The following is a 25,882-nucleotide window of genomic DNA, read 5'->3' as shown; positions in this document are numbered from 1 at the left end:
GCGCGACCTCGCTGCTGTTTCTTTACGCGCGCGAATACTGCATCCTTGACTTTTTTGTTGCTAGACTTAGGCAAATTGTCGCTTATAAAGATGCAACTTCAGGTTCTTCGGGGAGGAAGAAATGCTACGCACGATCACAATCGGTTCCACCGTATCCATCCAAGGTATTTTCGTCCGCGACATGCCCGACGGCCGCGTATCAGTTAAGGTTGATGACGCGATCTACACTGGCAAGCCAATCCAGCGCCGGAACTGATCAGGCACACGCGAAACATCTGAACCATCCCCCTGCCCCAAGCGTTTGCTTAGGTCATCAAGGATGGATCAATCATGAAGCCTCAACGTGTTATCGTTATTCTGAACAAAGGCTCCGGCCGCAAAGACGGGACAGAGCGTAAGTCCCGGATTTCAGACAGGTTTCAACACCACGACATCCCCGTCAGCTTCGTTGAATTCTCGCCCAATGGCGCGGATTTAGGGCAGCTGGCGCAATCCACAGCCGAAGCGAACCCCGATGCCACCATCGTCGCGTCAGGCGGCGATGGGACCATCAGCGGCGTGGCATCTGGCTTGGCTCATGTGCCCAACCAGATGGGGATTATCCCCGCAGGGACCTTTAACTATTTCGCCCGCTCGCTGAACCTGCCCGAAACCGTTGACGAAGCCGTGGATGTCATCGCCAAGGGCGTCCTGCGCCCTACGGACATCGCCAAGATCAATGGCAACGCGTTTCTGAACAACGCAAGCATCGGGGCCTATGCCGCCATCCTGAAAACCCGCGAAGGCATCTATGATCGCTGGGGCCGCAGCCGTGTCGCGGCCTATTGGTCGGTGGTCAAAGCGCTGGCAACACTCCGCGCGCCGCTCAAGCTGACGGTGACGATTGATGGCAAATCCTTTAAACATAGGACACCGCTGGTCTTTGCGATCAGCAACGCCTTTCAGCTGAACCAAATGGGGCTAAGCGGCGAAGACTGTATCGCCAAGGGCGGTATGGTGCTGCTGGTTGCCCCCGATACGAACCGCTGGGGGTTGTTCAAACACGCCGCCGCTCTGGCCCTCGGGGTCGCGAAACGTGAAACCGACTATCAAATGCACTGCGGGAACGAGATCACGCTTGAGATGCCGCATAAATCACGCCCCGTCGCCCGCGACGGAGAGCTAAGCCGCATGAAGGGCCCGTTCAAACTGCACATGCAGCGCGAGGCCCTGCAGCTGATCGTTCCTGCCGAATTTAACGAGGCCGTCAGATGAGCACATTGGTGCATCTCTCAGATTTACACTTTGGCAAGGATCGACCCGACCTGCTGGAACCGCTGCTTTCTTGTGTGAACGAATTGAACCCCGACATCGTCGCCATCTCGGGCGATTTCACGCAGCGCGCGCGGCGCAGCCAGTTCGAGGAAGCGCATAACTTTATCCAGCGGATTAACGCGCCTGTCTTGGGTGTGCCGGGGAATCATGATGTGCTTCTTGACCGGCCGTTCCAACGGTTTTTCATGCCGTGGCGGCGGTATCGCAAATGGATCAACGCTGATCTGACGCCTCGGTATGAGGATAACGATATGGTCGTTATCGGCATCAACTCGGTAGATCGGTTTTCGTGGCAGACGGGCAAGCTGACGGCAGGGCGTATCGCGCATGCGTGCAAGGCGATGGACGACACCGCCGCGCGCAAGGCCCGTGTGCTGGTGGTGCATCACCCGCTAGAGCATCCCAATCACACCAAGAAAAAGCCCATACCCGGTGCCGATATCGCGCTGGAAAAGCTGCTGTCTTGCGGGGCGAACCTGATCCTGTCGGGGCATCTTCACACCTGGCACGCAGAGAATTTTACCGTCGAATCCGGCGGCACTACGGCGATCCAGTTGCATGCGGGAACCAGCCTGTCGTCTCGCGTACGCGGAGAGCCGAATGATTTCAACTTTGTGAAAATCTCGGACGATCAGGTCTGTGTCGACCGGCTGAGCTTTAACGAAGATAAACGGGTGTTCGAAACGACAGAAGCCCGGACATTTAACCGGGCTTCTGATCATCAGATATCGGAAGAAGTGTAACTTAGTCCAGCGTGCGTACGACTTCTTCACGTGTGAAGATTTCGATAACGTCGCCCGGACGGATGTCTTCGTAGTTCTCGAACGCCATACCACATTCCTGGCCTGACGGTACTTCGGCAACTTCGTCCTTGAAGCGCTTGAGCGTTTTCAGCGTGCCTTCGTGGATCACGACGTCGTCGCGCAGCAGGCGCACACCAGCGGCGCGGCTTGCTTTGCCTTCGGTCACCAGACAGCCCGCAACCTTGCCAACGCCGGTCACTTTGAACACCTCTTTGATCGACGCATAGCCGATGAAGTGTTCGCGGATCTCGTTGCTCAGCAGGCCACTTGCGGCAGCTTTCACATCATCAACCATGTCGTAGATGACCGAGTAATACCGGATCTCGACACCCTTCTGGTTCGCCGAGGCACGGGCCGATGCGTTTGCACGCACGTTGAAACCGATGATCGGCGCGTTGGAGGCTTCGGCAAGACCAACGTCGGTGTCGGTAATCGCACCCACACCCGAGTGAAGGACGCGCACGCGGACTTCGTCGTTGCCGATTTTCTCCATCGCTTGTACGATCGCTTCGGCGGAACCTTGAACGTCTGCTTTGATCAACAAAGGCAGCTCGCTAATGGTTTCGTTCACCTTGGCGTTCGCCATCAGCTGTTCCAGCGTCGTCGCAGCACCAGCCGCAGCGCGTTTGTCTTTGGCGGCTTTTTCACGGTATTCCGCAATCTCGCGCGCCTGCGCTTCGGTGTCGGTGACGTTCAGAACGTCGCCCGCACCCGGTGTCCCGTTAAGGCCAAGAACCTCTACCGGCACCGACGGGCCTGCTTCTTTCACGCGCTCGCCCTGATCGTTGATCAGCGCACGGACCTTACCGTACTGTTCGCCCACAACAAAGATGTCGCCCTGACGCAGCGTACCGTTCTGAACAAGAACAGTCGCAACGGGGCCGCGGCCCACGTCAAGCTGCGCTTCGATCACGGCACCGACCGCGGCGCGGTTCGGGTTCGCTTTCAGTTCCAGCAGCTCCGCCTGTAGCGCGATGGCTTCCAGCAGCTCGTCCAGACCTTGACCGGTGGCAGCCGACACCTCGACGTCCTGTGTTTCACCGGACATCTTTTCAACGATGACCTCGTGTTGCAGCAGGTCCGTACGGACTTTGTCAGGGTTGGCTTCGTATTTGTCGATCTTGTTGATCGCCACGATCATCGGCACCTTGGCCGCTTTCGCGTGGTTAATCGCTTCGATCGTCTGAGGCATCACAGCATCATCCGCCGCGACCACCAGAACGACGATGTCGGTGACCTGCGCACCGCGCGACCGCATCGAGGTAAAGGCCGCGTGGCCCGGTGTATCGAGGAAGCTCAGAACCTGACCATTGTCGGTTGTGACCTGATAGGCACCGATGTGCTGCGTGATACCGCCCGCTTCGCCGGACTGAACCTTGGCTTTGCGGATCGCGTCAAGCAGCGATGTCTTACCGTGGTCAACGTGGCCCATGATCGTGATGACCGGAGGACGCGATACCAGATCTTTCGGATCGTCTTCGGCTTCCTTGATCACGTCTTCAACGTCAGCGTCGGAAACGCGCACCACTTTGTGGCCGAATTCCTCGATGATCAGCTCGGCTGTGTCAGCGTCGATGGTTTCGTTCTGTGTGACCATCATGCCGTTTGTCATCAATGCTTTGACGACCGCGCCAACGCGTTCGGCCATCCGGTTCGCCAGTTCGGAAACCACGATCGCCGGAGGCAGGTTGACGTTGCGCACGACCTTTTCACGCTCAACCGAACCGCCCATTGCCTTCTGGCGTTGGCGTTCCTGTTTGCGTTTCATCTGCGCCATGGACCGTTGACGGCCACCTTCGCCACCGGACAAAGCCTGGTTCAGCGTCAGTTTGCCGGAACGACGGCTATCGTCGCCACCCTTGTTGCGCTTGTTGGTTTCCTCGCGGTCGCCTTCTTTCTTGCGGGCCGCAGGGGTCGGTGCGCCGGATTTGATGTTCGGCGAACGTGGCGCGGCAGGGGTCGCTGCGGGGGCTGCAGCAGCGGCTGCTGCGGCTTCCGCTTCTTTCTTGCGGCGCTCGTCCTCTTCGGCTTTCGCCTTCAGGCTTTCCTCGCGCTGGCGTTCTTCGGCTTCTTTCGCCTCGATCTCGGCACGACGACGCTCGCGGTCTTCCGCGCGGGCCTTTTCCTCGGCTGCGCGTGCTTCGGCTTCTTCCGCCTCGCGGGCGCGGGCAGCCTGAACCGCCTTCAGCCGGCGTTCCATTTCGGAATCGGTGATCCCTGCCGGACGCTTGGAGGGATCCCCGAGCGATGGATTGCTACCGCCGCCGGCTTTTGCGCCAGCAGGTTTGGGCACCACAACGCGCTTGCGCTTGGTCTCGACCACGACGTTTTTCGTCCGCCCGTGGCTAAAGCTTTGCTTTACGTTGCCGGGGCGCGAAGGCGCTCCCCGCAGGCCCAATGTCTTTTTGCCGTCACTATCGCTCATGAAGCTCGTCTATCCTTTCGGGTGACCGTTGCCACCCTCGTTTATGCGCACGCCTTTTAACCGCTGAGCCTCCTCTACAACACGAGAGGTAAGACCACCAGAGGCGAGCGCCCCATGTATCACAGTTTGGCGTCCGAAAGCCAAACCCAATTCGTCTGCCGTCAGCCAGCCAATGTAATGGCCGTAATGCGGCGTGCTTAGTTTCGATTTGCCGCGGCCCGATCCATCAACTGCCTGGATCAATACTTCGGCTTCTTCCATTTGCAGCCAACCTTTGACTTTTTCGTAGCCCGCAACGGCCTTGCCCGCCTTGCGTTGCAACGAAATCAGGTCAACCACACGGCGGACAAGCTGCTTTTCAACTTCATCCACCAAATCATCCGCAACCTTGACAGGTTGCTTGGCCGAGCGGGCGAACAGACCCTTTTTGGCCGCTTTTTCCAACGCGGCCCGATCCGCCGACACATACATCCCCCGACCTGGCAGTTTCCCCATGATATCCGGGAAAACATGCATGTCGGGACCAATGACAAAGCGGATCAGCCCGTTTTTGGGCTGCGCCTCGCCAGTGGCGATACACTTTCGTTCGGGACCGTCTTGCCGGTCTTTAGAAACGCCACCACGTGTCATATCGTTCTCCAAGGCCCCGCGATCAGGCCTCGGCCTCCTCGTCCGTGTCGATGTCGGCATCGAACTCTTCGTCGACATCATCCGCTTCAAGCTCGGCAGGATCGACCCAGCCCAGCAGGACGCGCGCGGTCATGATCAGCTTTTGCGCATCTTCCAGCGACAGATCGAAAGGTTCAAGTGTCCCTTCATCCTTGGTGCGTTCGCCATTCACGGTAGTCCAGCCGCCGGCCAGCTCCCAATCCGCGCAAGTCGCGAAATCTTCGAGCGTTTTAACGTCGTCTTTGGCCAGTGCCTCAATCATTTGGGGTGTCAGGCCGTCGAATTCAATAAGCGTGTCGTCCACACCCAAAGCGCGCGCCGCATCAAGCGCCGCTTTGTTCTGTGCTTCCAGCACGTCGCGGGCGCGGGCTTGCAGTTCGCTTGCGGTGTCTTCGTCAACACCGTCGATGACCAGCAGCTCGTCCACTTCGACATAGGCGACTTCTTCAAGGTTGGTGAACCCTTCGGAAACCAGAAGCTGGGCAAAGAATTCGTCCAGATCCAGATTGTCCATGAACAGCTTGGTGCGTAGTTCGAACTCTGCCTGACGGCGCTGGCTCTCTTGCTCTTCGGTCATGATGTCGATGTCCAGACCGGTCAGCTGCGAGGCCAGACGCACGTTCTGACCACGACGGCCAATCGCCAGCGACAGTTGTTCTTCGGGAACGACGACTTCGATCTTGCCGGCTTCCTCGTCCAGAACAACCTTGGAGACTTCAGCAGGCTGAAGCGCGTTCACAAGGAACGTCGGCTGGTCTTCGTTCCACGGGATAATATCGATCTTTTCGCCCTGAAGCTCGTTCACAACGGCCTGAACACGGCTGCCGCGCATACCAACGCAGGCCCCCACAGGGTCGATGGAGCCATCATACGAGATGACAGCGATTTTCGCGCGCGAACCGGGGTCACGGGCAACGGCCTTGATCTCGATGATGCCGTCATAGATTTCAGGCACTTCCATCTTGAACAGCTCGGCCATGAATTCGGGCGCGGTGCGGCTCAGGAAAATCTGCGGGCCACGCTGTTCGCGACGCACATCCTTGATGTAGACGCGGATACGGTCGTTCGGGCGATAGCTTTCGCGGCCGATTTTCTCGTTGCGACGCAGGATCGCTTCGCCAGCGCCCACATCGACGATAACGTTGCCGTATTCCTCGCGCTTGACCAGACCGTTGATGATCGTGCCGGCGCGGTCTTTGAATTCTTCGAACTGGCGGTCACGTTCGGCTTCGCGAACCTTTTGCAAGATCACCTGCTTGGCGGATTGTGCGGCGATACGGCCCATCTCAACCGGTGGGACTTCTTCGCTGAATTCCTGACCGACTTCGGGATTGGCCATATACTGCTTGGCCTGCTCTACCGTGAATTCAGCCTGATAGTTCTCAAGCTCGTCATCGGCCACAACCGTGCGCACACGGGTAAAGGTTGCGCGACCGGTTTTGCGGTCGATCGCCACGCGAATGTCCATCTCAGCACCATAGCGCGACTTGGCCGCCCGAGCGAGCGATTCTTCCATCGCTTCAACCACCAGATTGGGGTCGATCATCTTTTCGCGGGCCACAGCCTCGGCGGTTTGCAGCAGTTCCAGCTGGTTGGCAGATGTAATGGCCATTTAGTCGTCTCCCTCGGTGGACCCTTCGGTCTCGATGTCATCGAATTTGGTTTCGTCAATCGCACCGGACGCTTTGCGCTGGCGCAGCATTTCTTTGATCAGATCGTCGGTCAGAACCAGTTTGGCGTCGGTCAGCCAATCGAACTTGAGCCCGATGGTGCCTTCTTCGACGTTGATCAGCACCTCGTCATCCTCGACGCCTGCCAGTTCGCCCTTAAAGCGGCGGCGGCCGTCGATCAGTTCGCCGGTTTCGATCTTGGCTTCATAGCCCTCGAACATCTCGAAATCCTTGAGCCGCGTCAGCGGGCGGTCGATGCCGGGGCTCGACACTTCAAGGGTGTATTCATCAAGGATCGGATCCTCGACATCCATGACAGCGCTGATGGATTGGCTGATCAGGGCCAGCTCGTCCACCTCGATACCGCCATCGGGACGGTCTGCCATCACCTGCAACGTCGTCGACTTGCCCGACATCAGGCGAACGCGCACCAGTTCAAACCCCATATCCTCGATCACCGGTGTGATGATCTCGGCCATGCGGCGATCAATGGCTGCTTTTGCAATCAGGTCGTTGTTCATAATCTCACTATCATCCTGCAGTTTCGAGCAGGCACAAAAAAACGGGCGCGCGGCCCGTGTTCAAGATCGGTGGAGCCTCAGGTGTGGACCCCGATGCGCCGCTGTTGAGACGTCATATACGCCCGTATATGTGAAACTGCAAGCCCCGTGTGCCTGCCCTGCTTAGGCCAGCCACCAGCGTTCGGCGGCGCGCAGGTTGTCCAGCGGGCGATGCTGACCGGTGCGCAGGGGCATGGCGATGCTGCGTGACACCGCATGGGTCACCCCGCGCGCATGGGGCAGCAAGGCAATATCATCATAAGATTGAAGGGCTTCGCCATCATTCAGGTCTGCCGCTTCGACCAGATATTCAGCCATCGCCTGCGCACGAACCTGCGGCGCGGGGATGGACACCAGTTCAACCGTATCGAACCAGCCGGCGCTGCGCCCTTTGTAGTGATCTGCCACACGTTCGGCCAAAACCTGCTGACCCGGCGTAAATCTTCGCAGACGGTACAGGCCGGTGCCAATGCCGTCGTCCATCGCGTGGGCGGCGCGGATCACATGACGCGGGTCCGCCAGCGTAAAGGGCAAGTCCATCGCGGGCGCATCCATCGTGATGCGCAGCTGATGGGGGCCGGTCGCCTCTACCACTCCGTCCAACGCCAAGGACGCGACAACATCGCGCGCGGTCATGGGTCGTTGGTCGTGAAACGGCACATCCTTGCGCAGATCGACCAGCCAGACGCGCCCGTCGGCGCTGCCCTGCCAGGCCGTTGCCAGCTCTCCGCGCAGGGTGCCGTCGGCGGCGATTTCGGTCAGCGTATCAAAAATCAGCCCCTGCCGCGCCACCTGCATGAACAGGCCATCGCCCTGCCCCCAAGTATCGCTGCGCGCCGCCCCCGACAGCGCCATCCGTAACCGCCCGCCCGCTTTGGGCATGGACGCCGCCGACACACCTGTCGCAGCCAGCAAGGCCGCCGCAGCACCCGAGGCAAATAAAGCACGGCGATCCATCAAAGAGCGGGTCATTGCGCGGCAATCCTGTCCATCGTGCGCACCAGTTCAGCGCTGATGCCGGGTTCGGACAGCGCGTGACCGGCATTGCGCACCATCTTCAGCTCGGCATTGGGCCAAGCCTGCGCCAGTTCATACGCGCTGGAGGGGGGGCAAATCATATCGTAGCGGCCTTGCACAATCACGCCGGGGATATGGGCAATGCGGTCCACATGCGCAAGGATCTGGCCGTCAAACTCAAGAAATCCGGCGTTGGTGAAATAGTGATTCTCAAGACGGGCAAAGGTGCGCGAATATTCCCCCGGGCCTTCATACGACCCGCCCGACGAATGGATCGAGGCCAGCGCGTTTTCCCACGCGGCCCAGGCCTTGCCGTATTTCACCTCGGTCATGCGGTCGCCACAGAACAGCCGACGGTGGTAGGCCGCGATCAGATCGCCGTGCTCTGCCTCGGGGATCAGGCCGGTAAACCGCGCCCAAAGATCCGGCCAGAACTTGCCCGCGCCGCCGCCATAGAACCAGTCAAGCTCCGCCTGCGTCATCATGAAGACGCCGCGCAGGATGATGTTGCGCACCCTCTCGGGGTGGGTTTCGGCATAGATCAACGCCAGCGTCGCGCCCCAGCTGCCGCCAAAAGCAATCCATTTCTCGATGCCAAGCGCTTCGCGGATACGTTCGATATCCGCGACCAGATCCCATGTGGTGTTGTTGGTGACCGACGCGAAAGGCTTGGACCGTCCACAGCCGCGCTGGTCAAACAGGATCACGTGATATTTTGCCGGATCGAAATAGCGCCGCATCGACGGGCTGCACCCGCCGCCGGGGCCGCCATGCAGGACCACCACGGGAATGCCATCGGGGTTGCCGCATTGTTCGACATAGATCGAATGACCATCGCCCACATCCATCATCCGCTGATCGAAGGGATCGATCGGCGGGTGAAGATATTGCACTGCGCGCTTTTGGTCCGGGATTTTGTCCATTACAGCCCTATATAGTCATTGGACCCAAAAGAGCACAGAGAGATCAGAATGCAAGCGCCTCAAAGCACTGTTGACCCCGCCGAGATCGAAAAGTTTCAGGCCATGGCCGCCGAATGGTGGGACGAGAACGGCAAGTTCAAGCCGCTGCATATGCTCAACCCCTGCCGTCTGGATTACATCACCACCCAAATCGCCGGAGAGTTCGACCGTGACCTGAAGTCGCCCGAACCGTTTCGCGGGCTGCGGATTCTGGACATCGGCTGCGGCGGCGGGCTGCTGTCGGAACCTATGGCGCGTTTGGGTGCGACCGTGGTCGGTGCAGATGCCGCAGCAGGCAACATCCCCGTCGCGCAGGTCCATGCGCAGCAATCGGGGCTCGACATCGACTATCGCCACACCACCGCCGAGGCGCTGGCCGAAGCGGGCGAACAATTCGACGTGGTGCTGAACATGGAGGTGGTCGAACATGTCGCCTCTCCTATCGATTATCTGATCGCCTGCCGCACCCTGCTGAAACCCGGCGGGCTGCACATCTGTTCAACGCTGAACCGCAACCCCAAGTCTTTCATGATGGCGATTGTCGGGGCAGAGCACGTGATGCGCTGGTTGCCCAAGGGCACCCATGAATGGTCGAAATTCATCACCCCGGATGAGCTCTTTGACCTGCTGCATAAGGCGGGCCTGACGGCAGTGGATCGCAAAGGGTTCGTCTTCAACCCGATCACATGGTCGTGGCGTCTGTCCGATCGTGACCTGAGCGTGAACTACGTCACCGCCAGCCTGAAGCCAGAGTGACCCAAACCGGCGTCAGCCTTCCAGCTGGCGCCGCAGGGCGCGTAGGGTATCGAGCGTGGCACGCACCTGCGCCTCCCCCAGATCATCGGCCACGTCATTGATCAACGGCGAGATTTGCCGGATCGCATGATCCCGCGCATTGCGGCCTGCGGGGCTGATTGCCACCATCTTTCGCCGCGCATCGTCCCAATCGGGGCGGATATGCACATAGCCCGCCCAGACCAGTTTATTCAGCGTATTCGTCATCGCGCCACGGGTGACATTGAACGTCTCGGCCAGCTGCGCGGGGGTCTTTTCGCCGTCATGCCAAGCCAGATTATTCAGCACCGAAAAATGCGAAATCTCCATGCCTTTGGGCAGCGCCCGGGTCAGCCGGTTGCGCATCCGTTGATCAGCCGACAGCAATTCGCTGATCAACGTGATCGCAAGTGAGTTTCGATTTTCCGTCATAAGCCGTTACTAAGGTGCCTTGAAATCCCGCCGGTTGGCAAGACTGGGTACGCGGGTACGTGCCTCTTGTACACGCGCCATGTCCAGCGTGAACGGATAAATGCCCGGCGCGGTGCCCGCATCCAGCAGCACCTCGCCCCACGGGGCAACAACCAGCGAATGGCCGTAGGTGTCGCGGGTCTTGTGGTCGTCGCTGGCATGGGTGCCGGTCTGCGCGGGTGCCAACACGAAACACCCTGTCTCGATCGCACGAGCACGCAGCAGCATGTGCCAATGCGCAGCACCGGTCACGGGCGAAAACGCGGCGGGCATGGTCAGGATCGTGGCCCCCGCATCCGCCAACGCCTGATAGAGCTTGGGAAAGCGCATGTCATAGCAGATGCTCATCCCGATTTTGGCGAAAGGCGTCTGCGCCACAACCGCTTGATCGCCAGGACGGTAGCCTGCCGATTCGCGGTAGCTTTCGCCCGCGTCGATATCCACGTCGAACATGTGGATCTTGTCGTAGCGGGCTTTGATCTGCCCCTGCGGATCAATCAGGAAAGACCGGTTGGCAAAGCGCCCGTCCGCATCCCGCGTTTTCAGCCCAAGCGACCCGATCAACAGCCAGATGCCCGTCTCTTGCGCCACATCCCGCAAGGCGGCGAGGGTGATGTCATCGTCTTCGTGCTGCAAAACGCTGCGCTGGTGGTCGCGGCTGGTCGAGACGCAGTTCGTGACCTCGGGCGTGAGGATAAACTCTGCCCCCTGCGCCGCGGCATCGCGCACCATCTCTACCGTGCCCGCCAGATTGCGGGCCGGTGTATCGCTGACGTTCAGCTGGATCAGCGCCGCCTGCATCAGGAGGCCAACAAGGCGTCCAGCTTGCCCGCACGCTCAAGCGCGTAAAGGTCATCACAGCCGCCGACATGGGTGTCGCCGATAAAGATCTGCGGCACGGTGCGCCCGCCATTGGCACGTTCGATCATCTCGGACTTACGCTCCGGCTGGGCAAGCACGTCGACCTCGGCAAAGCTCACGCCTTTTTCATTCAGCAGGCGTTTGGCGGCATGGCAAAATCCGCACAGCGGGGAGGTATAGATCTCAACAGGTTGCATGTTGATGTCCTTTCAACAATTGGGTTGGATCAAGACTTAAGTATCTTTTGCCACTCTTGCCAGTGTCACGACGCAGATTGGCCCTGCGCCTGCGTCCAGACAGGCCCGCGCTGACGCCTGTAATGTCGCGCCCGATGTCATCACGTCATCCACCAGCAGCACCGGACGATCACGCAGCAGGTCGGCGCGACGCGGATGGGCGGTGATCGCGCCATCCAGATGGGCAAAGCGTTCGCGGCGTCCCTTCCCCTCTAGCGCGGCGGTGCGTCGGACGCGGCGCAGCGCGTCGGGGCACCACCCAAGCTTGTGTTCGCGGGCAAGCGCACGGGCCAACAGGGCCGATTGGTTGAACCGCCGCTTCCACAGCCGCGCGTAATGCAGTGGCACGGGCACCACCAAAGTGTCGGGCGTGACGAACGGCGCGATCACCCGCGCCATCCAGTGTCCCGCGGGTTTGGCGATGTCCTGACGGTCGCCGTGTTTCAGCGCCAGCACCAGCCGGCGGCCCGTATCTCGGTACAAAAGGGCGGCGCGCCCGTGGTCCCACGGCGGCGGCGCGGCAAGGCACGCGTCGCAGCGCACGTCTGTCTCGGACAGATCGCCCAGCAAGGGAATACCGCAGGTTTCGCAGACCACACCTTCAATGAACCCCGTGTCGCGCCAGCACGGACCGCACAGCCCCCCATGTGCAGCCACCCACGCCCCGCAAGCCAGACAGGACGGCGGGTAAATCAGCGCAACAGCGGTTTGTAACTGGTCTCGCATGATCTTATTATCCTTTCATGAACGCTTCACACACCCTGACCGATCGCGCGGCGCTGACCCGCAACCGCACCCGCGCCGCCGATGACGCCCTGTTCCTGCACCGCGCCGCCCTTGAAGAGGTCGATGATCGGCTGTCGCTGGTTAACAGAACCTTTACGTCCGCAGCGATTGTCACCGGCTTCCCGCAGGTCTGGGGCGCGCTGCATCCGAACGCGACGCTGGTGGAGGACACCGATACGCTTGCGCTGACCCAGGGCGCACATGATGTGGTGGTCCATGCGATGGGGATGCATTGGGCGAATGATCCGGTGGGTCAAATCATCCAGTCACGCCGCGCCCTGCAACCCGACGGGCTGTTTTTAAGCGTCGGTTTCGGCGGGCAGACCCTGCACGAGCTGCGCGCCTGTCTGGGTCAGGCCGAGGCGTCGATCACTGGCGGACTGTCGCCGCGGATCGCCCCTATGGCCGAGTTGCGCGATATCGGCGGGCTGCTGCAACGGGCGGGGCTTGCGCTGCCGGTGGCGGATTCCGTGACGCTGACAACGGAATACAGCGATATCTGGCACCTGATGCGCGACCTGCGCGCCATGGGAGAGGCCAACGCCCTGACCAGCCGCCTGCGCCGCCCCAGTGGCCGCGCGATCTTTGACGCGGCGGGGCAGCTTTACCGCGACCACTACGCCACGCCAGAGGGGCGCATCAAAGCAAGCTTTGAGCTGGTCTTTCTGGCGGGCTGGGCACCGGCGGACAGCCAGCCCAAACCCCTGCGACCCGGCTCTGCGCAGCAGCGCTTGGCCGATGCGCTGGCCACGGCAGAAACGCCGCTGCGCGATTGACGCGAGACCATATCCGTTTATCTCAGCGCTAAACGCAGAAAAGGAATGCCAGATGACGCCGCAGCGCCCAGCCCATGCACAACCTGACCACCCCACCGTGCCCGCCCCCAAGGTGGGTATCCTGCTGGCGAACCTCGGCACGCCGGACAACTATGATTACTGGTCAATGCGCCGTTATCTATCGGAATTTCTGTCGGACCGCCGCGTGATCGACTATAGCCCGTGGAAATGGCAACCGCTGCTTCAGCTGGTGATCCTGTCGAAACGCCCCTTCACCAGCGGTGCCGCGTATAAGTCGATCTGGAACCACGAGGCGGGGGAAAGTCCGCTGATGACCATCACCAAGCAGCAAACCGCGAAGATAAAAGACGCGATGCAGGCGCGGTATGGTGACGCAGTCATGGTCGATTACTGCATGCGCTACGGCAACCCGTCTACCCAATCCAAGGTGGCGGCGATGACCGCTGCGGGCTGCCAGAAGATCCTGTTCTTCCCGCTGTACCCGCAATACGCCGGTGCCACATCTGCCACCGCGAATGACGCGTTTTTCGCAGCGCTCGCCAAAGAGAAATGGCAGCCCGCCGCCCGCACGGTTGAACCCTATTTCGACCGCCCCGATTATATCGAAGCGCTCGCCACCTCGATCGAGAAGGCCTACGCCAAGATGGAGACAAAGCCCGACAAGCTGCTGTGTTCCTATCACGGTGTGCCGCTGCGCTATTTGATGGAGGGGGATCCCTACCACTGCCAATGCCAGAAAACGACGCGCCTGCTGAAGGAACGGCTGGGGTGGGACGACACCCAGATCATGACGACCTTCCAGTCGAAATTCGGCCCCGAAGAATGGCTGCAGCCCTATACCGTGGAAGAGGTCGCGCGGCAGGCCGAAGCCGGCAACAAAAAGATCGCGGTCTGCGCCCCTGCCTTTTCAGCCGATTGCATCGAAACGCTGGAAGAGATCAACGAAGAGATCAAGGAAAGCTTTGAACACGCGGGCGGGGAGGATTTTCACTATATCCCCTGCCTCAACGACGACGACTTGCACATCAAGGCGCTGTCCAATGTGATCGAGGAAAACCTGCAAGGCTGGATCGACTAAGCCCTAGCATCGCGCGGGTTGGACCTGAAAACAAAGAAAGCGCCTGTGGCTACAGGCGCTTTTCTTTTGTCCGCTTATTATCTAACGCCAAACGGCAGACATAAAAAAAGGCGGTGTAGAACACCGCCTTTTTCTAACTGAAACTTCGACCGAATTAGTCGGAAGCAACTGCAGCAGCAACAACGGCCAGCAGCAGCAGAGGAATCAGGATGCCCGAGGAAGAAGAGGTGGACTCTTCAACGATGACGGGTGCTTCGATGATTGGCTCTGCCAGCGAACCAGCAAATGCATTCGATGCAGCAGCTGTCAGAGCAGCGGCGAGAACGAGTTTCTTCATAACATAACCTCCAGAAAAGGCGTACTTCACAGTGTGATAGCACGCGCCCAAGACTTACCTCGTAAAACTTTCTAAACAGCATCAGCGGTGAATTGCAAACCCGGATTCAGCTTTTAAGCACCACAATCGCTAAAAAGTTGTCAAATAAGCAACACTTGGGTGCCGACGTTCGCCATGCCAAAAAGTTCAGCAATATGTTCATTGTACAGGCCGATGCAGCCATTCGACGAACGACGCCCGATCTTGCGTGTGTCGTGCGTGCCATGGATACGGTAGTACGTCCAGCTCAGGTACAGCGCGTGGGTGCCCAAGGGGTTGTCAGGGCCTGGCCCGATCACCGCTGGCCACTCTGGGTTGCGTTCCAGCATCGACGGGGTCGGACGCCATGTGGGGCCTGTGACCTTCTGGATCACGCTGGTACGTCCACGGCGGGTCAATTCCTCGGTCAGCGGCACGCTTGAGGGGTACAGCTTGTAGATCGACTGATCCTCGGACCAGTAATGCACCGCGCGGCTGTCGATATCGACAAGAATGGCCCCGTTCTTGGTGTCGCTGAAGTAAGGCTGCCAATCCAGCGTGCGGAAGCTGGAGGTGTTGCGGCGCACGGTCTCGGTCAGATCGCGCTCCGTCTCCGTCGTCGCTTCGCTGTTGACGCTGCTTTGCGCCAGCGCGGGCGTTGCCAGCATCGCGGCGCTGCCAGCAAGGAAAGCACGGCGCGACGAAAGGGTAAATTTCTTATCAGACATCAGATGTCTCCTGAAGGTAGTTACAACCTAGTATAATACTGTCGTATATGGCTCGAAAGTCGCAGTTTCAAATCAAACAAGCGTTAACAGGCGCGCTCACGCTCATGTGCGTTTGATCTGCAACGCATCAAGCTGTATGGCACGACAAACCCAATAGCGTGGAGCTGCGCCATGATCCGTCTGTTTTCAATCCTTATTTCCCTGACCGTGGCGCTGGCGGCTTGTACCCCTGCCCCGACCCCGCTTGCATCCGACGGTCGCCCCGGCCCCACGGTCTATAAGATCGGGCGCAATGATACCGGCAAGCTACAGTTCCGTATGCTTGATTCCGTGAACGCGCTGCGCGGTGCCTCTGGTCTGGCACCGGTTCAACTGGACGCACAACTGAACGCCGCCGCCGCCACCCATTCGCGGGATATGGCGGTGCAGAACCGCCCCTGGCACTTCGGGTCTGACGGGTCGTCCCCTGTCGATCGTATCCAACGTGTAGGGTATACCGGCGCGCTGGTCGGCGAAGTCATCTCGGAAACCTACGAGACCGAGCTTGAAACACTTGCCGCCTGGATGGAAAAACCAGACACCCGCCGCATCATCATGTCTAAAGATGCTGCGAACATGGGCTTTTCCTGGCATCAGGAAAACAACGGCAAGATCTGGTGGACTATGGTGATGGGGAAGTGACCGCCAAGGTCACCCCCGCTTTTAGCTAGATATTAGGGGTTCAGTGCGATGGGGGTGTTATCCCCGACCATCGCATAGATCTCCTCCATCTCGTCGTTCGAGACAGAGATACATCCCCACGTCCAATCGGTGCGATTCTTGTCCTTGGCGGTCTTTTGACCGTGGATAAAGATATCGCCACCGGGGCTTTTGCCCAAAGATTCGGCGCGGGCGCGGTCCATTTCATTGGGGTAGTTGATGCCGATCGACAGGTGGAACCGGCTGTTCGGATTGCGCCGGTCGATCAAATACACCCCTTCGGGCGTGCGGCCGTCGCCTTCGTACACCTTGTGGCCTACGGGCGCGAAACCCAGTTTGATATCGTATGATTCCAGCACCTTGTCGTGGTGCATCAGGTACATCCGACGGTCGCCTTTGTTGACGACCACATAGGTGACCTGCGGCCCGTTGTACCGTTTGAATTTACTGCTGCTGCAGGCCCCAAGCGCGACCAGCGCGGTGCCACCCAGAATCAGGTTTCTGCGTTTCATGTTCACTATGCCTCGTTCCCGCGACCTTTTCGGCCTTATGTGGATGCCCTATCATGTAGCAAATATCGGTGCGGTCAAAAAGCCGTTACCGGCGGCTGTGCTCTGCAAGCTTCTTTTCGATCGCTTCCAGCTTTTCCATCACCTCAAGCCGGTAGGCATCGGTGCGCACGGTCTCTTCCTCGTTATGCGCGTCCTGCATCGAGTTCACGATCAGACCCACCAGCAAGTTCACCACGGCGAAGGTCGTGACCAGAATAAACGGCACGAAGAAGACCCAGGCATAGGGGTAGACCTCCATCACCGGGCGGACGATCCCCATCGACCAGCTTTCCAGCGTCATGATCTGGAACAGGCTATAGGCGCTGGCGGGCAATGACCCAAACCATTCGGGGAACTGGTCGCTGAACAATTTGGTCGCGATGACGGACCCGATGTAAAAGATGATCGTCATCAGCAGGAACACCGACCCCATACCGGGCAACGCGGTGATAAACCCTTCGACAACGCGGCGCAGTCGCGGGGCGACGGACAGCACCCGCAAAACCCGCAGGATACGCAGCGCCCGCAAGACAGACAGCCCCTGCACCGCGGGCACCAGCGCGATGGCAACGACCGTAAAGTCAAACACATTCCACCCGTTGCGGAAGAAGCCGACCCCGCGCGCAATGATCTTGAGCGCGATCTCGGCGATGAAAATGAACAGGCAGACGCGATCAAGAAACAGTATCAGCGTGCCGTATTTCTCCATCAGGGCGGGGGCTGTCTCCATCCCCAGCAGGGCGGCGTTGAACACGATCACACCGATGATGAAATTGCTGACGGCCCGCCCTTCGACCCATCTTCCCAGACGTTCCCGCATGTTTACCGTGCCCACCATAGATCTGCGTTACTTACGTTTGCGTTGTACTTCCGGCGCAGTGAACTGCGCTGCCAGCTCCACATGGGAGGACCAGCGGAATTGATCAACGACTTGCACCCAATTCAACGTATAACCGGCGGCAATCAGCACGGCGGCGTCTCGCGCGAAGGTGACGGGGTTACACGACACATAGGCCAGCACCGGCGGCATCGCTTTGACGATCTCGGCGATCTGCGCCTCTGCCCCCGCGCGCGGCGGGTCGATGACCACGGCGTCGGTCTTGGCCAGCTCGTCCGGCAGCAAGGGACGGCGGAACAGGTCGCGCGCCTCTGTCGTCACGGGTTTTAGCCCCGTCGACATGCGCCAGCCGTGATCCAGCGCGGCGGTCATGGCGGCGTCGCCTTCGACGGCATGCACCTCTGCCTGATCGGCCAAGGGCAGGCTGAACGTGCCGCAGCCGGCAAACAGGTCAATCACATGGCGCGCCTCACCGACGGCCTCGCGCACGGCGGTGACCAGCGCCGCCTCTCCGTGCGGGGTAGCTTGCAGGAAGGCACCGGGCGGAGGCGTCACCTTGGCCGCACCGAAACGCTGTACGGGCGGCGTGCGCATCGCGATCACCTCGCCGTCCCAGGTCAGCCGCGCCAGCCCCAGACTGTCACACAGATGCGCCAGCTCTTGCCGCAAGGGGCCGTCCAGCTCTTTCCCGTTCTGGGCCGAGATATCGAGCCCCCCGCGCGACGCGGTCACTGTTACAGCAAGGGCAGCCTTGCGGCTGGTGCCGATCACGGCAAGCTTTTCGGCAATCGGTAGCGCGCCCATCACCGCAGGGTCCAGCAACTGACACCCGGGAATTTCGATCACCACATCGGACCCGCGCCCGTGGAAACCGGCCATCGCGCCCTTTTTGGTGCGTTTCGCCGCAAAGGTTGCCCGACGGCGCGATTGCGCAGGAGAGGTTTGCAGCGGCTTGAAAACAGTCTCTATCCCGTGGGCATCCAGCGACGCCTTGACCACGCCCAGTTTGAAATCCGCGACGTAATCATCCGACGCATGCTGCAACTGGCAGCCGCCACACGCCTTGAAGTGGCGACACGGCGCCGACACCCGGTTCTCTGACGGGGTGACTATACGGATGTCGGTCAGGGTCTGACCGTCAGGCGTGCCTGTCACCACCTCGCCCGGCAGGGTCATAGGAGCAAATAAAGGGCCGGGCGCAATGCCGTCGCCCAGGTGGCCAAGTCGCTGGATTGTATATTCTGTCATGCGCAGGGCTTACCGCGAAGCCGGACGCAGCAAAAGCCTTATTCTGCGGCCTTCATATCCAAAAACCCGCCCGACTGCCGCCGCCAGTAGCGGGCATAAAGCCCGTCTTTGGCAAGCAGGGCCTCATGGGTGCCGATCTCTACGATCCGGCCCGCGTCCATCACGGCGATGCGGTCCATCTCGGTCAGGGTCGACAGACGGTGGGCGATGGCCATCACCGTCTTACCCTCCATCACGCGGGTCAGTGCGCTTTGGATCGCGGCTTCGACCTCGCTATCCAGCGCGCTTGTCGCCTCGTCCAATATCAAGATCGGCGCGTCCTTGAGGATCGCGCGGGCCAGCGCAATACGCTGACGTTGTCCGCCCGACAGCTTCACCCCCCGTTCCCCCAGATGCGCGTCATAGCCGCTGCGGCCTGTGTGATCCTGCATCTTCTCGATGAACTCATGCGCCTCGGCTTTGCGTGCGGCGGCGATGACCTCTTCCTCTGTCGCGTCGGGCTTGCCATAGCGGATGTTGTCGAACGCCGACCGGTTGAACATCGCGGTCTCCTGCGTGACCATACCGATCTGACGCCGCAAGCTTTGCTTGGTGACCAAAGAGACATCCTGCCCATCAATCGAAATGTGACCCTGTTCCGCCGTATAGAGCCGCAGCAAAAGCGACACTAACGTCGATTTCCCCGCCCCCGATGCGCCGACGATGCCCAGCTTCTCCCCCGGTTTGATCAATAGGCTGAGCTCTTCGATACCGCCCGTATCGCGACCATAGGTAAAGCGCAGCCCGTCAAAGCGGATCGCCCCTTCGCGCACCTCCAGCTCTGCCGCGCCGTCTACATCGCGCAGCTGCTGCGGCGCGGCCAGCGTGCGCATCCCGTCTTCAACCTCGCCCACATTCGCATAAAGCGCCATCAGCGTGAAACTGACCCAGCCGGTCATTTGCGCCAGCCGAAGCGACACCGCCCCCGTCGCCGCAATATCGCCCGCCGTCACCAGACCCAACGACCAATACCAAAGCGCGCCGCCCACCAGCAGCACCGGCAAAAACCCCGCGATCGTCATCAGCCAGAACCGGAAAGAGACGCTCACCCGCCCGAAATCGAGGCTCGTGTCCAGAAACTTGCGCATCGCCCCCAAGGCGGCGCGGTCCTCGTGATCGGCATGGGCGAAGAGCTTGACGGTTTTGATGTTGGTGATCGTATCGACCACCTGCCCCGTCACCATTGCGCGCGCCCCTGCCCGCGCTTTGGAATGTTTGCGGACTCGCGGCATGAAGTGGCGGATCAGGAAGACATAGCCGACCATCCAAAGCACCAGCCCCGCAGCGATGCGCCAATCCACCGTGCCAAGCAGCATCACCGCGCCGACAAAGGACGCGGCGGCGAACAACACCGTATGCAGCACCTCGGTCACGACATCGGTCAGCGCGCGGCTGGTCTGCATTTCCTTCTGCGAAATCCGGCCCGCGAAATCATTGTCAAAAAACGTGACCGCCTGCCCCAACGTGTAGCGATGCAAGCGCGACAGCACGAGGTTGAACACATTCGGCGCGACCACGATCGACTGCATATACGAACTGACGCCAAACAGCGCCGGACGCAGCAGCAAAAAGAACGCCAGCCCCGCCAAGAGCAGCCCCGTATGATCCGAGAATACAGCCCCCGCGTCGGCGGCAAGCGCCGCATCCACAACCCACCCAAGAACCAGGGCGGCCATCACCTCTATCACGCCGGCGAAAACTGACAGCACCCCCGCAACGCCAAGCGCAGGGCCGCTGCCCTTCAGCGCCCAACGAAAAAAGGCCCCCAGACGGCGCGGCGGCTCTGTCTTGGCGGGGGAAAACGGGTCGATCCATGTAAAAGGCATTACGATGTCGGCTCTTCTGTGCGAAGGAACCCGCCGGATTGCCGGTTCCAGAAATCTGCATATAGCCCGCCTTGTCCCAAAAGCACCTCATGCGTGCCTTCTTCGACGATACGGCCCCCGTCCATGACCAGAATACGGTCCATTTCAGCGATGGTGGACAGGCGATGCGCGATGGCGATGACGGTCTTGCCCTCCATCATGCCGTACAGGGTCTGCTGGATCGCGGCTTCTACCTCGCTATCAAGCGCGCTCGTCGCTTCGTCCAGCAATAGGATCGGCGCGTTCTTGAGGATGACCCGTGCCAGCGCAATGCGTTGCCGCTGCCCGCCCGACAGCTTCACCCCCCGCTCGCCAACCTGCGCGTCATAGCCGGACCGCCCGCCCTGATCGTTCAACTCCTGAATAAAATCATGCGCTTGCGCCTGTTTTGCGGCGGCGATCACCTCTGCCTCCGACGCGGTGGGACGACCGTAGAGGATATTTTCGCGGATCGACCGATGCAGCAGGGCATTGTCCTGCTGCACCATCCCGATGGCCTGTCGCAGGCTGTCCTGCCGGACGGTGGTGATATCCTGCCCGTCAATCAGAATACGTCCGCCTTCGGGGTCGTAAAACCGCAGCAGCAGCTTGACCAAGGTCGATTTACCCGCGCCCGACCGCCCGATCAGGCCGATCTTTTCCCCCGGCTGCACGGTGATATCCACGTGATCCAACCCGCCCGAACCACGGCCGTAATGATGGGTGAGCCCGCGCATCTCCACCTGCCCGTCGGTCAGGGCCAGCGGCTTGGCATCGCTATCGTCAACCAGGGTGATCGGCTGCGCAATCGTTTCAAGCCCCTCGGCCACAACGCCAAGCTGCTGGAAGAACGTCGAAAGCGCCCACATGATCCAGGCGGTCATGGAGTTCAACCGCAGCGTCAGCGCCGTCGCGGCCGTCACCACGCCCACCGTCGCGTTGCCGGTTGACCACAGATAGAACGCCCAGCCTACGACCCCGACGATTAACAAACCGTTCAAGCTGACCAGACAGATATCCATGATGGTGAATATCCGCATTTCCTTTTGAAAGGTGACGCGCGCATTCTCGATCGCACCCTTGGCATATTCAATCTCGCGGTCATGGTGGGCGAACATCTTGACCGAATGAATATTGCTGTAACTGTCGACCACGCGCCCCGTCACCTCGGACCGCGCATCCGACGCCGCCTGCGACGCAACCGCCACGCGCTTGATCGTCCACTGGGTCAGCACAGCATAAAGCGCGAACCATGCGACCAAGGGGATCAGCAGCTGCCAGTCCGATGTGGTTAACAAAATCGCAGCGCCGATGAGATAGGCCAGTGCATATGAAATCGCGTCAAAGACCTGAAACACGACCTCCCCCGCTGCGGGGGGCGTTTGCATGATGCGGTTGGCGATGCGCCCGGCAAAGTCATCCTCGAACCAGCCGACCGATTGCCGCAACACCTGCCGGTGTCCGCGCCAACGGAAAAGTGTGCCGTAATTTGGCAACACAGCGTTGTTCAGAAGTAACACATGAACCGCCTGCACAGCAGGACGCGCGATCAGGATAAGCAGCGCGACGACGATAAACTCCGCCCCATAGCTGCGCCATACCTCGGCCGGGCTGCCGTCCATCAGATCGACAAGCCGGCCCATATAGTAGATCAAGCCGATCTCGATCGCCGCAACTACAACGGAAAGCACACCCGTGACCCAGAACACCGTTTTGAACGGCGCGCTGTAGTTCCGGAAAAAGGGCCACAATCGCGTGGGCGGCGTGTCTTGCTCGTCGTAGTCCGCATAGGGATCGACAAGATTTTCGAAAAATCGAAACATAATTCACCTGTGGGGCGCGTGTTCGCCGCCACTATAGAAAGAGCCGCGCCGAAAAGACCACAGGTTGTGTCAGCTTTCTGGCGTGTCCAACAAACTGTCGCGCGTCGCCGCAAACCCCGAAGCGATCCAGAGCGCCTTAAGCTCGGCCAGCCGCCTGCCCAAAGCAGGGCCGGTATATTCCGGCATCAAATCAGCGGCTTGCACGGGAAATACGGCAGCTTCGGCCTGCGCGATAATATCAAGCACAGCCGCGTCGGGTGGCGTTTCAGACAGGCAGGCGCGCAGCACAACAACCGCGCGCGCCATATCACCGCCGTCGGTATGGGCAATCGCGACGATGGATTGCGCACCATATGCCGCCTCTTTCAGCCGATGCAGATGTTTCGCGTCTGCCTTGCTCAACCTCAGGCGCTGATCGATACCCTCTCCGCCAAGCGCTGCCAGCCGCGTGCGCCAGTCCACAGGCATCAGCAACAGCTGTTCGAAATGCACAACCATCCCAAGCCAGCGGTCATCGCTCCCCGGCAGAATGGTCCCCAGAACGCCGGTTTGGCGCATCGCCGCGACCGCTGGCGCAGGGTCTGGCGCTGTTAACAGCTTCGTAAGCTCTGCCCCGATCCGCTCCGCCGACAGGCTTTCCAACCCGTCGGTATGCGCTGCAATCGCGGCCAAAGCCTCCGGATCGAAACCCTCGACCGGGTCCGCATACCACGCGCAAAACCGGAAATAGCGCAACGTGCGCAGGTAATCTTCGCGGATACGTTGGGCGGCATCCTCGATAAACCTCACCCGCCGCGCGCGCAAATCAACAAGACCTTCAAGCGGGTCGATCACCCGCCCCTGCGCATCCGCGTAAAGCGCGTTCATCGTAAAATCACGGCGCAACGCATCGTCGAGGATACTGTCCGAAAAAGCGACAACCGCGCGTCGCCCGTCCGTTTCCACATCCCGGCGGAAGGTCGTCACCTCGAACCCCTTACCGCCGCTGACCACGGTGACAGTTCCATGTTCCACGCCCGTCGGTACGGCTTTCAGCCCAGCGCGCGTCGCGAGGGCCATGACGCGTTCGGGCAGTGCATTGGTCGACATGTCGACATCGCTATCCGCCAAGCCCAAAAGCGCGTTCCGCACACAGCCCCCGACAAAATAGATTGCATGCCCACCGTCCGTCACCGCATCGCATACGGCTTGGGCATCGGGGTCGGAAAGCCAGCGCGTGCTGGCGGGAAGGGTCACATCATACGTTCTGTCCATGCCCGCAACATACGCGCGGTTGCCCCCCAAATGTAATAGGGACCGTAAGGGACCGTGTAATAATACCGCCGCTGCCCCTGCCACCGGCGCGACTGAACCACGTAGTTTTCCGCGTTGAGCACATGGTCAAGTGGAACGGTAAAGACTTCCTCAACCTCGCCGGGCTCGGGGATAATTTCGAAGTCTTTCTTCACAAAGGCAATGACGGGCGTCACCAGAAAATTGGTAACTGTCTCATGTGCGGGCAGCGTACCCAAAACGTCGACCAAATCCGAGGGAAGGCCGATTTCTTCTCGCGCCTCGCGCAAGGCTGCCGCAACAACATCCGCATCACCGCCATCCTGCTTGCCACCCGGGAATGCGATTTGCCCCGGATGGTGCTTTAGCGCGGACGACCGTTTGGTCAGGATAAGTTCCAACCGACCGTCCCGTTCAACAATCGGGGCCAAAACGCCAGCTGGCCGCAATGTCCGGTTCGCCGGTGGCGTAGACCCTTTGTTTAGGTCAAAATCGGAAGACGTGACACCAGTTTGCGCCAGCGCCTTCCGAAAATGGGCGAGCTGATCACTTGCCACTGTTATCTTCTGCGTCAAACCCGACCGTTTTCGGGTCCAAATCATAATGCGCGCCACAGAACTGGCAGTCGGCCGTGACGCGGCCGTCGTCTGTCGTCATCGTTTCGATATCCCCCGCCGAATAGATCGACAGGCTTTGCCGCACGCGGTCTTCGGAGCAGGTGCAGCCAAAGCGGACCGCCTGCGCGTCGAATACTCGCGGCGTCTCCTCGTGAAACAGACGTTTCAAAAGATCTGTTGGCGGCAGGTTCGGCCCAATCAGTTCAAGCGCGTCTACCGTATCCAGCAAGACGTTGACGCGGCGCCAGTTATCCCCCTCTTCACCGTCAACCAGATCAGTGGCTTGCAGCACCTCGCCGCTGCCTTCCCCTTGCGCGGCAAAGGGCGAAGCTTTGGGCATATGTTGCAGCATAACACCGCCGGCGCGCCAATGCTCATCCTCCCCCGGGGAGGTGGATTTGCCAAAGCTCAGCTCAAACCGTGTGGGCAGCTGTTCGGACTGCGCGAAATACGCCTCTGCACATTCGGACAGCGATTTACCCGTAAGCGGCGTAATCCCTTGATAAGGGGTCATACCGTTGCCCTGATCGATCATAATGGCGAAATACCCCTCGCCCACCTGATCAAAGGCCGGCCCATCGGTGATCCGGTCGGCATCATAGCTGGCGTAAGCGCGGATGCGCGCGGGTTCACCATCATCCGTCGGCCCGTAGTAGTCTGTCGCAATCATGCGCACGGGCCCTTTGGATTGGACCTGTAGTTGCAATTTCCAACGCAGCTTAATGGTTTGCCCGATCAGCGCCGTGAGCAAAGCCATTTCGGCGACCAACGCTTCTACCTTTTCGGGATAGTCATGCTGACGCAAAATCCCTTCCAGCACGCCATCCAGACGCGCGACGCGCCCCCGAATATCAGAGGCATCGAGTTGAAAGGGTAGAACGGTGTCGTCCCACGCGATTTTGTTTCCTTGGGTCATTTGACTTTCCTTACCGGCAGACGGTTGGCATACCGCGTCTATATAAGGGCAACAAGCGGTGCGAAAAGGGGGAGTCATATGATGCGACGCGTTGGGGAACCGCCCATTCCGGGAAAAACATACACGTCGCGTCCCGGAGCCTATGCGATTTTGCCCCTCAAGGGCCGCTTTTTGATGACCGCCCAGCTTAGGCCACATGTTGATATTCAGTTGCCAGGCGGTGGCATTGACCCCGGTGAATCGCCTCTCCAAACGCTCCACCGCGAGGTGATGGAAGAGATTGGCTGGACCATTGCGCGCCCCCGCCGATTGGGTGCATTCCGGCGATACGTCTATATGCCGGATTATGACATCTGGGCCGAGAAAATTTGCCATGTCTATGTCGCCCATCCCGTCCGTCATATTGCGCCCCCGATAGAGCCTGACCACGCAACAGTTGTTCTGTCGGGGGAAGAGGCCGTTTCGGTGCTAGGCAACGATGGGGATCGGCACTTTCTTGAACGGTTTCTGGCGACAAGGTCCTGAAATT

At 60.0% G+C, this 25,882-nt stretch carries 28 protein-coding genes; 8 read left to right on the top strand and 20 right to left on the bottom strand.

The window, feature by feature from the left end; all coding sequences use genetic code 11:
• Positions 1 to 121 precede the first annotated feature (121 nt).
• From GLP43_RS16310 to GLP43_RS02630, 3 genes are all read left to right on the top strand, one after another.
• A complete protein-coding gene (locus GLP43_RS16310) occupies positions 122 to 256 on the top strand; it encodes a hypothetical protein (protein ID WP_272903172.1) in 135 nt (44 codons plus the stop codon).
• Between the two features lie 74 nt (positions 257 to 330).
• A complete protein-coding gene (locus GLP43_RS02635; protein ID WP_237278092.1) occupies positions 331 to 1,254 on the top strand; it encodes a diacylglycerol/lipid kinase family protein in 924 nt (307 codons plus the stop codon).
• The gene (locus tag GLP43_RS02630) at positions 1,251 to 2,057 is read left to right on the top strand and encodes a metallophosphoesterase family protein (protein WP_237278091.1); all 807 of its coding nucleotides are present in this window, start codon (positions 1,251 to 1,253) and stop codon (positions 2,055 to 2,057) included. The genes GLP43_RS02635 and GLP43_RS02630 overlap by 4 nt, the downstream gene beginning before the upstream one ends.
• A 1-nt stretch (position 2,058) precedes the next feature.
• Here GLP43_RS02630 and infB read toward each other — a convergent pair whose 3' ends face one another.
• The 6 genes from infB to pip form a co-directional block, all read right to left on the bottom strand.
• On the bottom strand, positions 2,059 to 4,542 hold the full coding sequence (infB, locus tag GLP43_RS02625; RefSeq protein WP_237278090.1) for a translation initiation factor IF-2: 2,484 nt from the start codon (positions 4,540 to 4,542) through the stop codon (positions 2,059 to 2,061).
• Positions 4,543 to 4,551: 9 nt separating this feature from the next.
• Positions 4,552 to 5,172: an RNA-binding protein gene (locus tag GLP43_RS02620; RefSeq protein WP_005850857.1), complete on the bottom strand. Its 621-nt coding sequence runs from the start codon at positions 5,170 to 5,172 to the stop codon at positions 4,552 to 4,554.
• Positions 5,173 to 5,194: 22 nt separating this feature from the next.
• Entirely contained in the window at positions 5,195 to 6,823 is a 1,629-nt protein-coding gene (gene nusA, locus GLP43_RS02615; RefSeq protein WP_237278089.1) for a transcription termination factor NusA, read from the bottom strand.
• Positions 6,824 to 7,402, bottom strand: a complete 579-nt coding sequence (gene rimP / locus GLP43_RS02610; RefSeq protein WP_005850854.1) for a ribosome maturation factor RimP — start codon at positions 7,400 to 7,402, stop codon at positions 6,824 to 6,826.
• 162 nt (positions 7,403 to 7,564) lie between these two features.
• The gene (locus GLP43_RS02605) at positions 7,565 to 8,413 is read right to left on the bottom strand and encodes an ABC transporter substrate-binding protein (protein ID WP_237278088.1); all 849 of its coding nucleotides are present in this window, start codon (positions 8,411 to 8,413) and stop codon (positions 7,565 to 7,567) included.
• Positions 8,410 to 9,381: a prolyl aminopeptidase gene (gene pip / locus GLP43_RS02600; RefSeq protein ID WP_237278087.1), complete on the bottom strand. Its 972-nt coding sequence runs from the start codon at positions 9,379 to 9,381 to the stop codon at positions 8,410 to 8,412. The genes GLP43_RS02605 and pip overlap by 4 nt, the downstream gene beginning before the upstream one ends.
• A gap of 48 nt (positions 9,382 to 9,429) precedes the next feature.
• On the opposite strand from pip, the gene ubiG reads away from it, so the two are divergent.
• Positions 9,430 to 10,176: a bifunctional 2-polyprenyl-6-hydroxyphenol methylase/3-demethylubiquinol 3-O-methyltransferase UbiG gene (ubiG, locus tag GLP43_RS02595; RefSeq protein ID WP_237278086.1), complete on the top strand. Its 747-nt coding sequence runs from the start codon at positions 9,430 to 9,432 to the stop codon at positions 10,174 to 10,176.
• 12 nt (positions 10,177 to 10,188) lie between these two features.
• Here ubiG and GLP43_RS02590 read toward each other — a convergent pair whose 3' ends face one another.
• The 4 genes from GLP43_RS02590 to GLP43_RS02575 are packed head-to-tail and all read right to left on the bottom strand — an operon-like array spanning position 10,189 to position 12,488.
• Positions 10,189 to 10,626, bottom strand: a complete 438-nt coding sequence (locus GLP43_RS02590; RefSeq protein WP_005850847.1) for a MarR family winged helix-turn-helix transcriptional regulator — start codon at positions 10,624 to 10,626, stop codon at positions 10,189 to 10,191.
• A gap of 9 nt (positions 10,627 to 10,635) precedes the next feature.
• Complete coding sequence (locus tag GLP43_RS02585) at positions 10,636 to 11,466, bottom strand: carbon-nitrogen hydrolase family protein (RefSeq protein ID WP_237278085.1); 831 nt, start codon at positions 11,464 to 11,466, stop codon at positions 10,636 to 10,638.
• Positions 11,466 to 11,723, bottom strand: a complete 258-nt coding sequence (gene grxC, locus GLP43_RS02580; protein ID WP_005850844.1) for a glutaredoxin 3 — start codon at positions 11,721 to 11,723, stop codon at positions 11,466 to 11,468. The genes GLP43_RS02585 and grxC overlap by 1 nt, the downstream gene beginning before the upstream one ends.
• Positions 11,724 to 11,759: 36 nt before the next feature.
• Positions 11,760 to 12,488 carry a ComF family protein gene (locus GLP43_RS02575; protein WP_237278084.1) on the bottom strand — a complete coding sequence of 243 codons (729 nt, stop codon included), beginning with the start codon at positions 12,486 to 12,488 and terminating at the stop codon, positions 11,760 to 11,762.
• Positions 12,489 to 12,505: 17 nt separating this feature from the next.
• Here GLP43_RS02575 and GLP43_RS02570 point away from each other — a divergent pair, with 17 nt between their 5' ends.
• Together GLP43_RS02570 and hemH are read left to right on the top strand one after the other, a co-directional pair.
• Positions 12,506 to 13,324 carry an SAM-dependent methyltransferase gene (locus tag GLP43_RS02570; protein WP_237278083.1) on the top strand — a complete coding sequence of 273 codons (819 nt, stop codon included), beginning with the start codon at positions 12,506 to 12,508 and terminating at the stop codon, positions 13,322 to 13,324.
• 52 nt (positions 13,325 to 13,376) lie between these two features.
• Positions 13,377 to 14,423, top strand: coding sequence for a ferrochelatase (hemH, locus tag GLP43_RS02565; RefSeq protein ID WP_237278082.1), 1,047 nt, complete (start codon positions 13,377 to 13,379; stop codon positions 14,421 to 14,423).
• 154 nt (positions 14,424 to 14,577) lie between these two features.
• Here the strand turns inward: hemH and GLP43_RS02560 are convergent, their stop codons facing one another.
• Positions 14,578 to 14,760, bottom strand: a complete 183-nt coding sequence (locus tag GLP43_RS02560) for a hypothetical protein (protein ID WP_005850832.1) — start codon at positions 14,758 to 14,760, stop codon at positions 14,578 to 14,580.
• A gap of 140 nt (positions 14,761 to 14,900) precedes the next feature.
• Complete coding sequence (locus tag GLP43_RS02555; protein ID WP_237278081.1) at positions 14,901 to 15,506, bottom strand: L,D-transpeptidase; 606 nt, start codon at positions 15,504 to 15,506, stop codon at positions 14,901 to 14,903.
• A 171-nt stretch (positions 15,507 to 15,677) separates the two neighbouring features.
• Between GLP43_RS02555 and GLP43_RS02550 the strand changes: the two genes are divergently transcribed.
• Positions 15,678 to 16,187, top strand: a complete 510-nt coding sequence (locus tag GLP43_RS02550; RefSeq protein ID WP_237278080.1) for a CAP domain-containing protein — start codon at positions 15,678 to 15,680, stop codon at positions 16,185 to 16,187.
• Between the two features lie 32 nt (positions 16,188 to 16,219).
• Here the strand turns inward: GLP43_RS02550 and GLP43_RS02545 are convergent, their stop codons facing one another.
• From GLP43_RS02545 to hslO, 8 genes are all read right to left on the bottom strand, one after another.
• Complete coding sequence (locus tag GLP43_RS02545) at positions 16,220 to 16,717, bottom strand: L,D-transpeptidase family protein (protein ID WP_237278079.1); 498 nt, start codon at positions 16,715 to 16,717, stop codon at positions 16,220 to 16,222.
• Between the two features lie 85 nt (positions 16,718 to 16,802).
• Complete coding sequence (locus tag GLP43_RS02540; protein ID WP_237278078.1) at positions 16,803 to 17,594, bottom strand: ion transporter; 792 nt, start codon at positions 17,592 to 17,594, stop codon at positions 16,803 to 16,805.
• 9 nt (positions 17,595 to 17,603) lie between these two features.
• On the bottom strand, positions 17,604 to 18,842 hold the full coding sequence (locus GLP43_RS02535) for a class I SAM-dependent RNA methyltransferase (protein WP_237278077.1): 1,239 nt from the start codon (positions 18,840 to 18,842) through the stop codon (positions 17,604 to 17,606).
• A gap of 38 nt (positions 18,843 to 18,880) precedes the next feature.
• A complete protein-coding gene (locus GLP43_RS02530; RefSeq protein ID WP_237278076.1) occupies positions 18,881 to 20,707 on the bottom strand; it encodes an ABC transporter ATP-binding protein in 1,827 nt (608 codons plus the stop codon).
• Positions 20,707 to 22,548, bottom strand: a complete 1,842-nt coding sequence (locus GLP43_RS02525) for an ABC transporter ATP-binding protein (RefSeq protein ID WP_237278075.1) — start codon at positions 22,546 to 22,548, stop codon at positions 20,707 to 20,709. Before GLP43_RS02525 ends, GLP43_RS02530 begins: the two co-directional genes overlap by 1 nt.
• 69 nt (positions 22,549 to 22,617) lie before the next feature.
• Complete coding sequence (locus tag GLP43_RS02520; RefSeq protein ID WP_237278074.1) at positions 22,618 to 23,802, bottom strand: CCA tRNA nucleotidyltransferase; 1,185 nt, start codon at positions 23,800 to 23,802, stop codon at positions 22,618 to 22,620.
• A complete protein-coding gene (locus tag GLP43_RS02515; RefSeq protein ID WP_237278073.1) occupies positions 23,781 to 24,377 on the bottom strand; it encodes a CoA pyrophosphatase in 597 nt (198 codons plus the stop codon). Before GLP43_RS02515 ends, GLP43_RS02520 begins: the two co-directional genes overlap by 22 nt.
• On the bottom strand, positions 24,367 to 25,353 hold the full coding sequence (hslO, locus tag GLP43_RS02510) for an Hsp33 family molecular chaperone HslO (protein ID WP_237278072.1): 987 nt from the start codon (positions 25,351 to 25,353) through the stop codon (positions 24,367 to 24,369). The genes GLP43_RS02515 and hslO overlap by 11 nt, the downstream gene beginning before the upstream one ends.
• A 78-nt stretch (positions 25,354 to 25,431) precedes the next feature.
• Here hslO and GLP43_RS02505 point away from each other — a divergent pair, with 78 nt between their 5' ends.
• On the top strand, positions 25,432 to 25,878 hold the full coding sequence (locus GLP43_RS02505) for an NUDIX hydrolase (RefSeq protein WP_237278071.1): 447 nt from the start codon (positions 25,432 to 25,434) through the stop codon (positions 25,876 to 25,878).
• Positions 25,879 to 25,882 lie beyond the last annotated feature (4 nt).

Source organism: Sulfitobacter sp. M39 (assembly GCF_021735935.1).
In the GTDB taxonomy this organism is placed as follows: domain Bacteria; phylum Pseudomonadota; class Alphaproteobacteria; order Rhodobacterales; family Rhodobacteraceae; genus Sulfitobacter.
Note: the sequence above shows the minus strand (reverse complement) of the source record. Positions and strands in the feature narration are given on the sequence as shown.